Origin of the sequence: Nostoc sp., assembly GCF_036916985.1 — a bacterium.
Classification (GTDB): domain Bacteria; phylum Cyanobacteriota; class Cyanobacteriia; order Cyanobacteriales; family Nostocaceae; genus Nostoc.
This window is the reverse complement of the sequence record NZ_JBALFD010000053.1, coordinates 15,466-28,401: the sequence shown is the minus strand read 5'-3', so window position 1 is coordinate 28,401 and position 12,936 is coordinate 15,466. Positions and strand designations below refer to the sequence as shown.

10 protein-coding genes and 1 pseudogene are annotated in these 12,936 nt (G+C 41.0%); 7 read left to right on the top strand and 4 right to left on the bottom strand.

The features are described from left to right. Nucleotides 1-452: 452 nt before the first annotated feature. Nucleotides 453-554: pseudogene (locus tag V7L07_RS18340) on the top strand (iron ABC transporter permease); the annotation flags it as partial. Nucleotides 555-658: 104 nt separating this feature from the next. Here V7L07_RS18340 and V7L07_RS18335 read toward each other — a convergent pair. Beyond that, entirely contained in the window at nucleotides 659-1,024 is a 366-nt protein-coding gene (locus tag V7L07_RS18335; RefSeq protein ID WP_335060176.1) for a hypothetical protein, read from the bottom strand. Between the two features lie 31 nt (nucleotides 1,025-1,055). Beyond that, nucleotides 1,056-2,630 (bottom strand): GMC family oxidoreductase, encoded by a 1,575-nt coding sequence (locus V7L07_RS18330; RefSeq protein ID WP_335060174.1) that lies wholly within the window; start codon nucleotides 2,628-2,630, stop codon nucleotides 1,056-1,058. Between the two features lie 558 nt (nucleotides 2,631-3,188). Here V7L07_RS18330 and V7L07_RS18325 point away from each other — a divergent pair. Beyond that, nucleotides 3,189-4,118: an SMP-30/gluconolactonase/LRE family protein gene (locus tag V7L07_RS18325; protein ID WP_335060172.1), complete on the top strand. Its 930-nt coding sequence runs from the start codon at nucleotides 3,189-3,191 to the stop codon at nucleotides 4,116-4,118. Beyond that, nucleotides 4,115-4,657 carry a DoxX family protein gene (locus V7L07_RS18320; RefSeq protein WP_335060170.1) on the top strand — a complete coding sequence of 181 codons (543 nt, stop codon included), beginning with the start codon at nucleotides 4,115-4,117 and terminating at the stop codon, nucleotides 4,655-4,657. The genes V7L07_RS18325 and V7L07_RS18320 overlap by 4 nt, the downstream gene beginning before the upstream one ends. Before the next feature lie 10 nt (nucleotides 4,658-4,667). On the opposite strand, the gene V7L07_RS18315 is transcribed toward V7L07_RS18320, so the two are convergent. Both V7L07_RS18315 and V7L07_RS18310 read right to left on the bottom strand, forming a co-directional pair. After that, nucleotides 4,668-5,057 (bottom strand): hypothetical protein, encoded by a 390-nt coding sequence (locus V7L07_RS18315; protein WP_335060168.1) that lies wholly within the window; start codon nucleotides 5,055-5,057, stop codon nucleotides 4,668-4,670. A 62-nt stretch (nucleotides 5,058-5,119) separates the two neighbouring features. Continuing rightward, entirely contained in the window at nucleotides 5,120-6,082 is a 963-nt protein-coding gene (locus V7L07_RS18310; RefSeq protein ID WP_335060166.1) for a VOC family protein, read from the bottom strand. 427 nt (nucleotides 6,083-6,509) lie between these two features. Here V7L07_RS18310 and V7L07_RS18305 point away from each other — a divergent pair, with 427 nt between their 5' ends. From V7L07_RS18305 to V7L07_RS18290, 4 genes are all read left to right on the top strand, one after another. Next, the gene (locus V7L07_RS18305; protein WP_335060164.1) at nucleotides 6,510-7,322 is read left to right on the top strand and encodes an SDR family oxidoreductase; all 813 of its coding nucleotides are present in this window, start codon (nucleotides 6,510-6,512) and stop codon (nucleotides 7,320-7,322) included. A gap of 89 nt (nucleotides 7,323-7,411) precedes the next feature. Beyond that, on the top strand, nucleotides 7,412-9,532 hold the full coding sequence (locus V7L07_RS18300) for an amylo-alpha-1,6-glucosidase (protein WP_335060162.1): 2,121 nt from the start codon (nucleotides 7,412-7,414) through the stop codon (nucleotides 9,530-9,532). A gap of 15 nt (nucleotides 9,533-9,547) precedes the next feature. Beyond that, nucleotides 9,548-10,486 (top strand): cation diffusion facilitator family transporter, encoded by a 939-nt coding sequence (locus V7L07_RS18295; RefSeq protein WP_335060160.1) that lies wholly within the window; start codon nucleotides 9,548-9,550, stop codon nucleotides 10,484-10,486. A 50-nt stretch (nucleotides 10,487-10,536) separates the two neighbouring features. Continuing rightward, complete coding sequence (locus V7L07_RS18290; RefSeq protein WP_335060158.1) at nucleotides 10,537-12,933, top strand: glycoside hydrolase family 15 protein; 2,397 nt, start codon at nucleotides 10,537-10,539, stop codon at nucleotides 12,931-12,933. Nucleotides 12,934-12,936 lie beyond the last annotated feature (3 nt).

Below are 12,936 nucleotides of genomic sequence, written 5' to 3'. Positions count from 1 at the left end.
GATTGAGCTAGAAACCCTTTGGCAGGCATAATAATGCTGAATGCACGGATATATCTAGTTTACCATTTATGCAATTGAAATGTGGAACAGCTTATTACCTAACCATAAACTATTTTATTACCACAAACTTAATTAATAATGTTAAGCGAAAAATATAAATTTAAAATTACCCGACTAACCCAAAAAACTCCGGTTTTCAAAACCATTATTTTTTTTCATTATACTTATAAGTTTAATCTTGGCTTTTTTATTAGACTTAGCTTTGGGTTCAGTTGATATTCCTCTTAAGAGGTTGTTTGAAAAGTATTTCGCTGTGACTTTAGACACTTTTAGATCCCCCCTAACCCCCCTTAAAAAGGGGGGAACCGGAGTTAAAGTCCCCCTTTTTAAGGGGGATTTAGGGGGATCTAGAACGTTTTGCTACCAAGAAGAGGACTTTTCAAACATCCTCTAATGAAGTAGTCAACATTTTGCTCGGATAAGAGCCAGAAAAAGTTACATGGACTCATATTATTCTCAAATTTCGCCTACCTAAAGCTTTAACTGCAACTATCTGGACTATTCGTGCTTTAAAACGTGCAGGGTTCAAAGTTAATCAAATTCAAAATATCTTACCAAATGCCGGAGGCTTTACGTAATTCATAATTAAAATTTTTGTTTATGTAGCTTGCATTTTTTTACCTTGGGGTTTTGATAGTGCTTGTAATTCTTCCCGACTGTAATGAAGGGGTAATTCAATTGGTTTGCGATCAGCGCCTAATCCCAAACTAATAGTCGGCTGAAGTTCCTCAATAAATTCTTCTGCATAAACAACCAGTTCATTGGCTGCAACTCCTCCAGCGATCGCACCCGCAACTCCACCAATCGCAGCACCAACTTTACCACCAATTGAGCGACCTAGTGCGGCTCCAGCAATCCCGCCTCCTACAACTCCCAATCCCGTCGTAATAGGATGAGTATTAGAGGATGATGTTTCTCTTGAGTTTTGATTTTGCGTTTCTAAATCAGTCTGTTGATCGTTCATAAATTTGTCCATCCTAGAAATAATAAACTTTCTACTTCAAACGTTCAGCTAGATGAGCGCCAACACGCAACGCATTTGCCATAATTGTGAGTGTTGGGTTAGCACCGGAATTTGACGGAAAGAAACTACTATCTACCACATAGAGATTATCGACATCATGAGTACGGCAATTGATGTCAAGGACTGAGGTTTTGGGATCTGTGCCAAATCGACAACTACCGCATTGATGACCAACTGCTTGTTCTGGTAGCTGAGTGCGCGGATAAATGCTAAATGGCAGAACGCTTTTAGCAGAGTGCGGGATTGACTTGAGTACAGATGTCCATCGGTGAATTAAGCGATCGCTTGCTTCGGTATTGTTCAGTGTATAGTCAACATGAATCTTGTCGCCCACCACCCGAATCCGATTATTGGGGTCTGGTAAATCCTCTGTCTGCAACCACCAGCCAACCGATCGTTCGGCCAGCAAATGGCGCTCAAAATGAGGAATCAACTTGACAAATGGAGCCATCAGTGGGGGGGCTTCTCCGGGAATCATATCAGCTAGGACATTACCTGTATTCTGTACCATACCCATCGGATAAGGAAAATCCGGTTCTCCCCAGTAAAAATCGTTGACGGCGATGGTTTTTTGAAAGTTGGCGTGATTCACCTCTAGGTGTATGGAAACTATGGCTGTTTCCAGTTGCTTCATGAAATTCCGCCCCACTTGATCGGAACTATTTGCTAATCCGTTGGGATGTTTGTCATTAGCAGAGCGTAAAAGCAAAGCAGCTGAGTTGACAGAACCGCAGGCAACAACCACAATATCGCTTGTGAACCAATGTTGCTCTCCTGCAATTTCAGTTTCTACCTTCGTCACTTCTCGCCCCAACTCACTGGTATGCAGCCGCAAGACTTTGGCATTAGTTAAGAGAGTAACATTGGCATACTTTTCGCGGGCGGGACGAATGGCGTTGATATCAGCATCGGCTTTTGCTTGTACTAGACAGGGGTATCCATCAAAAGTATCGCAGCGAATACAGGGGCTATTTAGGCGATCGCTTTCATTCAGCTTTAATCCTAGTGGTAGGTGAAATGGATAATAACCCAGTTCCCTAATGCCATCAGCAAGGGACTGCATATCTGGCTCATGACTCACTGGCGGATAGGGATATGGTTCGCTGCGAGGTGGTTCTGTGGGGTCTTCTCCTTCCTGTCCATGCACATCATACAGCTTTTCTGCTTGGGTGTAGTATGGCTCCAAGTCTTGATACTTCAAAGGCCATTCTGGAGAAATTCCTCCCTTATGAATTACCCTTTCAAAATCTCGCTCCCGCAATCTAATTAAGGCTGCACCGTAGAGTTTGGTATTGCCACCAACCCAGTAGCCTGTCTGAGGATTAAAGGCTTTACCTTCCTTGTTATACCATTGCTCATCAGTATGGTAACGATGTTTTTGATAAACTTCCTCTGGATTCCAGTTAGCTTTCTCTCTCGGCAAAAAGTCGCCTCGTTCCAGCACGAGAATTTTTTTACCTGTGGGCGCGAGACGGTGAGCTAGTGTCCCTCCACCTGCTCCTGTACCGATAATAATAATGTCGTAATGTTCTGTAATATTCGTCATATAGGAGGTTGCAAATTATTCTGATCTCAAACTTAGGGATTTTCAAGAATTAAACCGCTTGATGTTATGCAGTAACTTTACCTTTAATACCAAGATCCATACGCTATTTCTCTTAATTAGGAACAATTTATACTAAGCTGATTAATTGAGAAATATTCAGATAGTTTTTGCTTGCACGTTTTACTTTATGTCACAAACTATGATTTTTCAACTCATTAATGGTATATTCCGAACATGATAATTTCAGCCTTTAGACATATAGCAATCCTATTTGGATTATGGGAATTATTGAACTGTTCAGAACGCCAACAAGATGAGAAAATTTATAGCTGAGTAACCTTTAAAAACACCAAGTCTAAAATTTTAGACTCTATCCAATGGCTGAATTTTTATTTATATCTAAAGAAAGGGTAAGATTTCATTTCAATTTCATTCAATTTCATTGATGTTTATATATGATGTAAATCATACATATTTGATATTTATAAAAACTAAATTTGTATTAACTTGAACCTGCCATTTATCGCCAGTAACCAAGTTAAATAACAGGAGATTCCTATGGCTGAAGCCATTGAGATTTATGATGATCGCCTGCTTGCTATTGTACGTCCAGAAGCCTCACTTCAAAAGCTTGCCAACGGTGCAGTCCATAGCGAGGGGCCTGTTTACTTCCATGAAGATGATAGCGTTGTGTGGAGCGATGCTCACGGCAACCGCCTGTTGCGGTGGAGTGCCACTGACAATGTGACTGTCCTACGAGATCCATCTGATTACCAAAGCGGTAATTACCGTGACTTAGAGGGTCGTCTGGTTGCCTGTTCCTCTGGTCTGCGTGCTATTATCCGACGCGAACATGATGGTGAATGGAAGGTTTTAGTCGATCGCTACCAAGGCAAACGCCTGAATAGTCCAAATGATTTGGTAGTCAAAAGCGACGGTACAATTTGGTTCACCGATCCGCCTTATGGGATCACCGAGCCAAACCAAGGTTACGGAGGCGAACAAGAACAACCCGGAAGTTACGTCTATCGCTTTGACCCGGCAACAGGTGAGATTTATCCTGTAGTAACAGACATGGTGCGCCCTAATGGGTTGGCTTTCAGTCCAGACGAAAGCCTTTTGTATGTTTCAGATACAGCAGCGTTTAATATTCCTGGTGGGCCTCATCATATTCGCGTCTATGAGGTTGTAGATGGTCGATGGACAAAGAATGGCCGCGTATTTGCAGTCATTGAGCCAGGACAACCGGATGGACTGCGGGTTGACGAAAATGGTAATGTTTTTACGAGTTCTGAAGACAGTGTGCAGATATACGCCCCCGACGGAACTCGCTTAGGAAAGATTTTTGTACCGGAGACATCTGCTAATCTGACTTTCGGCGTTAAGAAAGGCGATTCCCTTTCAGCGACACTTCGTAAACGCTTATTTATCACAGCCGGTCATTCGTTATATGTTATCGAACTCAATACCCGTGGTGTGCAGCTATGATTTATAAATTTGGGCTGGGTGTGGCGATCGCCTTTTTTCTAGCTGCATTTAACTACCCACAGCTAAGTCCACAGTTGTTAAGTTCACTTTCTCCTGTGTATCCTGACGGATTTCCAGGATTGGCACTTTTACTACTAAGAGTTAGCGTTGGCTGGTTGTTTATATTACACGGCTATCCAAAGTTAACGCATCTTCGACAGTGGGCTGAGTCTATGAAAACACCTATCTTTCTTTGCTTTTTATCAGCTGCGTCGATGTTAGGTGGCGGAATTTTTCTCATGATTGGATTCCTCACACTCTTAGCAACCTTGCCCATTCTCTGCTCAATGATTTTTGCGATATACTTAGACATTTCTGGAAGTAAGCCCTTTGTAGCCCAAGATCCATACTTAATTCCTGAAGGACAGTATCATGGGCCTTTAGGAAAAGGTGAACCGCCAAGTTGGGAAAAGGCGTTTATGTACTGCGTTATGCTGATTGCGATCGCGGTTTTAGGGCCTGGTGCTTATTCGCTGGATGCTTTGATTTTTGGACGGTGAATCATCATATTTATGATTCAGTTATTAACAACGCCACATCATAAAATTTAAACTTCTGATCGACAGTAATTCTTGTTAGACCTTCTACCAAAGCCTGAGCAATTAACATCCGATCAAAAGGATATTTATGATACATTGGCAAATCAGCAACAGAAATTTTAACCTGTCCTTGCCAAAAACCTGCAACTCTGGGTTCTAATACATCTTCATTACTCATCACCATCGAGCCATGATTTACACTTGCTTTTTTAACTGTAGACTCTACTTGAGTCAGAGGTAAAATTTTTGCCCAAGGAACCCCTTGACAAGTTAGCGTAATCTCAACATTATTTTGGATATCTGATAATAAATCAAGTAAATTATCAGACAAGTAAGCAATATCGAAAGTTTTTTCTGACATTTTTATTTATGTCCTACTCACTACAAGCATTATAGCCAATCAACGACCCACCGCTTCCCACATCAAGATTCCGCAATTAGCAAGATTGCGTGTCCGTCAGGGTCTTTAACTAGACAACCTTGGCGGTAAGGACTTGTATTATCCGCAAACTGTACAATCCGCAACGATACAAACTGAACTCCGTTACGCCGTAGCTTATCCACTAACTGCTCAAGATTATTTACAACTAGCTCAATTTGGATATGTGCAATATCGCAACTTTTCCAGTCACTCGGTATAATCCGACCTTTTCCCGGCACAATATAGTCTAACAGTTCAATTCCCATACCATCTTGAACAGGTCGCAATGCTGTAATTTTGACTTCGGCTCCTGCTAAATTATCCAAGCGAGATTGGGTTGCACGCCAGTTGAGACTGCGGCTATCAATTTGCATTCCCAGGAGGTCGCGGTAAAAGTGTAGACTCTGCTCGGTATTGGAAATGGCGATCGCACTATGATCGATTCCCAAAAACAAGCTATGGCTATTTTGATGCCATTTATCTTGTCCTTTATCAGGCGGAAACCAAATTAACTCTAAATCATGACCATCAGGGTCTTTAAATTTAAAGGCGCGGACACCACCAGATGCTTCATTTTCAGGTGGTATTGTCTGAGGAGCAACTGAAATTGGTTCAATGGGAAATGAACGCAAGTGAGCATAAGCACGATCCATATCACTCACTACAATTGCCAGATGTTGAAACCACAGGTCATTACTTTGTGAATCGTTGGGGATGGGTTTACCCTGAATATTAAGATACTCCATCAACTCGATAAGTTCGTCACCTAATCGCAAAGTGATAATGCGAATTTTTGCCCCAGTCACACCTTCTAAGTCGCTATAATCCTGTCCTTCAACAGTAATGTCAGAAACGAGTTCAAAAGCAAGTGCTTGTGTATAGAAATCCAAAAAGCGATTGCAGGTTGTCACCGTTAAGCCAATAGCTCTAATTCTTTGTACTTGTACATCAGTTTGACTAGACATATTCAACAGACTTTGTACTTATTCTGTACTAACTTCGCAAAAATTAAATATGAGTCTTGTGTAAATCAATCATTATAAAAAAATATTATAAAATTTATCTCTAGCTTAAGAAATACATTCAACTGACTTCATTTTTTAAAGATTTCATCCAATAATGAAATCGTGATGAAATTTTTATAGTTCTTTCGGTAGAGATATTTATTATTCCAATGGCTAGAAGCATTTATTCTTACAAACCTTTAAAGTAATGCCAGAATCACCAAAATAGATGTCAAAAATTAAACACATAAGCAAAATCTGTAATTTAGTATAAAAAGTGTGGCGTAGGACAGCTTGCTTCAATTTGAATTCAATCATAAGTTTTCAATATCAGCTATCCTCAAACTTTGCAAATGAAAATACATAGCAAAAATTTTGAAAAAGTATTATGAGTTATTCCCCTTATCTGCTTAAAGGTCAAAAAGCACTTGTGACAGGTGCTAGTTCTGGGATTGGTGAAGCGATCGCTCGTTATTTAGCTTTATCAGGTGCAGCAGTCGCTATTAACTATCATTCGGAAGCCGAATCAGCCCAAAAACTTGTCGATGAGATCAAGGCGGCTAATGGTCAAGCTTTTGCAATTCAAGCTGATGTCAGCAAAGAAGACGAAATAAAGGCGATGTTCAGCCAGACGATCCAGCAATTCGGCACTATTGACATTTTGATCAACAATGCGGGTCTGCAAAAAGATTCACCGTTTGTAGATATGACCCTTGACCAATGGAATGCAGTGATTGGGATAAATTTGACGGGACAATTCTTATGTGCTAGGGAAGCTGCAAAGGAATTCTTGCGCCGGGGTGTACAGCCGCATATTTCATCTGCCGCAGGTAAGATTATTTGTATGAGTTCTGTGCATCAGGTAATTCCTTGGGCTGGTCACGTCAATTATGCTACTAGCAAGGGCGGTATTAATATGATGATGCAAAGTATTGCCCAAGAACTTGCCCCCCACAAAATTCGTGTTAATAGTATTGCTCCTGGTGCAATCAAAACCCCGATTAATAAATCAGCTTGGGATACTCCAGAAGCAGAGGCGAAGTTACTAAAACTGATTCCAGCCAAACGTGTGGGTGATGTGGAAGATATCGCCAAAGCAGCAGTTTGGTTGGCTTCTGATGACTCTGATTATGTCAACGGTACAACACTGTTTGTAGATGGTGGGATGACTTTGTATCCAGGTTTTACAGAGAATGGTTAATTGAGCGGATACCAGAAAAGGATACAGAGCAACTAAATTTATTTATTTTTGAATTTTGAATTTTGAATTCGGAGCGAAGCGACGCGATAATGCCTACAAAAGTTACTGTCAATTCGGGTTTGATAACCATCAACGATGGTTCCTCTTTTTTGGTAACGGCTAGTGATGGTTCTATCGACGAGAATTTACCTCAAGGTTTTTTTGTTTGGGACACACGCGTAATTTCTTACTATGAAATTTCTCTCAATCGCTACCGACTTTCGCTGTTAGCCTCTAGCAATATCACCCATCATAATGCGCTTTACCAATTCACTAACCCACAACTTCCTATTATCAACGGCTCCTTACCGCCTGGTCATTTACTTGTAACCGTTGGGCGTGACATTGTGGAAGGTATGCACGAAGATATTGATATAACTAACTATCACAGTGAAGTTGTTGAGTTTCAATTAATGCTAGCTGTGCGCTCTGATTTTGCAGACATTTTTGATGTCAAATCACAGCAAATATTAACGCGGGGTGACATAGAAACCAGATGGGAAAATGGTGTACTCACCACTGAATATCGCAACGGCTCTTTCTTGCGAGGTATTGTGATTGAGCCAGTTTGTGGTACTTCTGAGCCACGCTATGCCAACGGTCGTTTAATGTTTGATGTGGTCATTGCTCCTGGGAAAACATGGCATACTTGTGTCAATTTTACAGCCTTAGCCGATGGAAAAATCTTTGAACCTCAAAACACCTGTGCTGTGCCTCACAGTACAAAAGCGGGAAAGGTTAGGGATGAATTTCTGACTAATGCCACAGAGTTGCGCTCGTCTAATAATGAAATTGCCGAATACTATCAGCAAGCGATCGCAGATATGGGAGCGCTACGAATTGAGGTGGATGATAACGGGCATAAATTTTGGATGCCTGCTGCTGGTATACCCTGGTTTGTTGCCGTTTTTGGACGTGACTCAATAATTGCTAGCTTGCAAGCGATCGCAGTTTATCATGAATTTGCCCGTGGCACGTTACTGAAACTAGCTCAACTCCAGGCAACTGAATTGGATGATTGGCATGATGCCCAACCGGGCAAAATGCTACACGAAATGCGGCGCGATGAGTTAACTACACTCAACCTACTGCCATATCATCCCTACTACGGAACAGTAGATACTACCATCTTGTGGATTGTTACTTTAGCTGAAGCCTATAACTGGAACGCCGATGCCAGTATGCTTGATGAGTGTCGAGCGCCACTAGAAAAAGCCCTAAGTTGGATTGACAAATACGGCGACTTTGACGGGGATGGTTTTGTTGAGTATTTAACTCGTTCGCCAAAAGGATTACGCAATCAAGGTTGGAAAGATTCGGGTGACGCAATAGTTTACCCCGATGGGCAGTTAGTTGAGCCGCCAATCGCTTTGTGTGAAGTGCAAGGCTACGTTTATGATGCGTGGCTGAGGGCAGCTTTAATTTATGAAGTGTGGGGCGAAAAAGAGCAAGCCAAAAAGCTACGTCAAAAAGCCGAAGAACTTTATCAACGATTTAACGATCGCTTTTGGATGGATTCAGTTGGCTTTTACTGTTTAGGATTAGACGATAAAAAGCAGCAAATTCAATCAATTACTTCAAATCCTGGTCATCTGCTCTGGTCTGGTATTGTACCACAAGAACGAGCAAAAAAACTTGCTAACCGACTTTTTCAACCAGATATGTGGTGTGGTTGGGGTGTGCGGACTCTTTCATCGCAAAATCCGGCTTATAATCCGATTAGTTATCAACGGGGTAGTGTTTGGCCTCATGATAACTCCATAATTGCCGCCGGATTAAAAAAGTATGGCTATCACCAAGAAGCTAACCGCATTGCTGAGGGTATCTTTGCTGCTGCTAGTTATTTTCAAGCTGGACGAATGCCAGAATTGTTTGCAGGAATTGAACGCGAAGATGATAACTTTCCAGTCCCCTACCCAGACGCTAATATACCCCAAGCTTGGGCTGCTGGTTCAATTTTATTCCTCATTCGTACCATTTTAGGACTCAAAGCTGATGCTGCCAAACAACAGTTAAAAGTACAGCCTAATCTACCAGATTGCTTGCCCGATTTAGAACTCACAAATTTGTCAGTGGGAGATGCTACGGTGGGATTGCGATTTTGGCGTGATGGCGAACAAACTCAATGGGAAGTTACCCATCTCGATGGTGAATTAGAAGTTTCTACATAATTATTATTTACTCTTATGGCATCTGATTCATCTCATAAAACTATATATGCAGCGATGGGCGCTAACTTAGCGATCGCTATTACTAAATTTATCGCCGCCTCTATTACTGGCAGTTCCGCTATGATGTCTGAAGGTATTCATTCAGTTGTAGATACTGGCGACCAGCTATTACTTTTGCTGGGAATTAGCAGAAGCCAAAAACCAGCAGATGATAGTCATCCCTTTGGTTACGGACAAGAACTTTATTTCTGGACTTTTATCGTTGCTATCCTCATCTTTGCTATTGGTGGCGGGATGTCAATTTATGAAGGAATCACTCATTTAATTAACCCCAGTCCCTTAGAAGACCCAATGTGGAATTATATTGTGTTAGGTATGGCAATATTATTAGAGGGTTCTTCTTGGACTGTAGCTTTAAAAGAGTTTTTGACGACTAAGGGTAAACAAAATTTTTGGCAAGCTATCAAAAGTAGTAAAGATCCCACAGTATTGACAATATTATTTGAGGATACTGCGGCAATTTTAGGTTTAATCGTTGCCTTAATATGCATATTTTTAGGACATCTATTTAATAATGTTTACTTTGACGGTATTGCCTCAATTATTATTGGCATTATCTTAGCTATAGTAGCAGTGGTACTAGCAAGAGAAAGTAAAGGATTATTAGTTGGAGAAAGTGCCGATCCTCAAACTATAGCTAATATCCGTTCTTTGTCAAAAACAGAACCAGGAGTGAAAGAGGTTATCCGGGTGCTAACAATGCAACTTGCTCCCAAAGAAGTATTACTCAACTTAGAACTTCAATTTTCTCACAATCTTACAGGTGAAGAAATAGCTTTAACTGTAGAAAGTTTAGAAGCAAGTATTCGCCAAAAGCATCCTGAAATCAAACAAATTTTTATTGAAGCTAAATCCTTAACTACTGCTCGAAGAACTTCTCAAACTTCTCAATAATTTTTTAATCAAATAAATATCAACTACAGCACTGAACTGCACAACAAATTATGGTAAAAATTCTTAGTCAAGGACAGGCTTTTGGCTCACCTGGTATCGATCCTCGATGGACTCATGCCAATAAAGATGGAGTGGGAACAGCTTACTCTACCTCTAGTAACATTTGGTTTACTATCTGGAATGGTGTTGTTACTGAAATCTACCATCCTACAGTAGACAGTCCCCAAGTTCGGGATTTACAGTATTTAATTTCTGATGGAAAAAGCTTTTTTCACGAAGAAAAACGACATCTTGAATCAAAAGTTGAACCGATGTGGACTCATGGTTTAGGATATCGCATCACTAATTCCGATCCACAAGGGCGTTATGCTGTAATCAAAGAAGTAATTGCTGACCCTCATTTATCCTGTATTTTACAACGCACAAAATTAACAGGAAATAGCGATTTTATTTCCCAACTCCAGCTATATGCTTTGTGTGCGCCGCATCTGGAAGTTGGAGGTAGAGGTAATAATGGTTACGCTGTACAAGTTGCTGGACATCGGATTCTCACAGCCGAGAAAGGAGGAACATGGTTAGCGCTGGGTGCAACAATTCCCTTTAACCGGATTTCTTCTGGCTACGTTGGTGAAAGTGATGGTTGGACAGATTTAGCTGATAATTTTCAGATGGATTGGGAGTTTGACAGTGCTGTAGATGGCAACATAGCATTAACTGGAGAACTAAATTTAAATAGCACTAAAGAGTTTACTTTAGGATTGGCATTTGGGACAAATCTGCACAATGCAATTTCCACACTATTTCAATCGCTTAATATTCCTTTTGAAAAGCAGAAGCAGCTATATAACGAGCAGTGGAAGCGATCGCGTGAGGGTATCCATTCATTAGAAAATAGTTCTTATGATGAGGGCAAGTTGTATCACAACAGCATTAGTCTGTTGTTGGCACATGAAGATAAGACTTATCCCGGTGCATTAATCGCATCTCTGGCTATCCCTTGGGGTGAAGCCAAAGACGACCAAGATCAAGGAGGATATCACCTTGTCTGGACGCGGGATATGGTTAGCAGTGTATCAGGTTTAGTGGCTGCTGGCAAAACTGATACAGCAGTGCGATCGCTAATTTATCTCGCTACGAGTCAGCAGGAAGATGGCGGTTTTCCCCAAAACTTCTGGGTTGATGGTAAACCTTATTGGACAGGTATCCAGCTTGATGAGGTGGCATTTCCCATTCTGTTAGCATGGCTATTGCACCAACAAAAAACTTGTTTAAACTTCGATATTTATCCAATGATTTTACGGGCGGCTGGCTATTTAATTCGTCATGGCCCAGCTACCCAACAAGAACGCTGGGAAGAAAATAGCGGTTATTCACCATCAACATTAGCATCTAATATTGCCGCCTTAATTTGTGCTGCTCAATTTGTTCGTGAACGTGGCGATGAAGCAACAGCCAAGTTTATCGAAGAATATGCTGATTTTTTAGAATCTCACATCGAAGCTTGGACAGTTACTACTGAAGGAACTTTAGTTTCTGGCATCAAACGCCATTACATTCGGATTACTCCTACAGATATTAATAATCCTCAACCTAACGAAAATCCTAACCAAGGAACTCTTTTTATCAGCAGTCAACCACCTGGGGAACCGTCAGAATTTCCCGCGAAAGAAATTGTTGATGGCGGGTTTTTGCAATTAGTACGCTATGGAATTCGCAAACCTGATGACCCGATTATTGTTGATTCTGTCAAAGTAATTGATGCAGTTTTAAAAGTAGATACACCTGCTGGACTTTGTTGGCATCGTTACAACCACGACGGCTACGGCCAGCAAGAAGACAACAGTCCTTATACCGGTTTTGGTAAGGGACGCGCTTGGCCTCTCTTAACAGGAGAACGGGGACATTATGAATTAGCTGTTGGCGGCGATGTCAAAACATATATTAAGGCGATGGAAGGATTTGCATCAGATACTTGTTTACTACCCGAACAAGTTTGGGATGAAGCAGATATACCTGAAAATCATCTGTATTTAGGAAAACCAACAGGTTCGGCAATGCCTTTGATGTGGGCGCATTCGGAGTATATCAAACTGCTACGGTCAAATCATGATGGTCAAGTATTTGATTTAGTTCCAGAGGTAGCGAATCGATATCTAGGTGAAAGAAAGCAGTGTAAATCATTGGAAATGTGGAAGTTTAACCGTCAAATAGACAAAGTTAAAAAAGGTTATACATTGCGAATTCACGCTTTAGCATCTTTTCAGTTGCATTGGTCAGATGATAATTGGCAAACCCTAAAAGATACACCTGCAACTTCTACAAAGTTAGGAGTGAATTTTGTAGATATCTCTATTTCTGATCATCAGCAACAGCCGATTAACTTTACCTTTTTCTGGATTGAAAGCAGCAAATGGGAAGGACATAATTATACGGTTAGAATTTCGTAATTC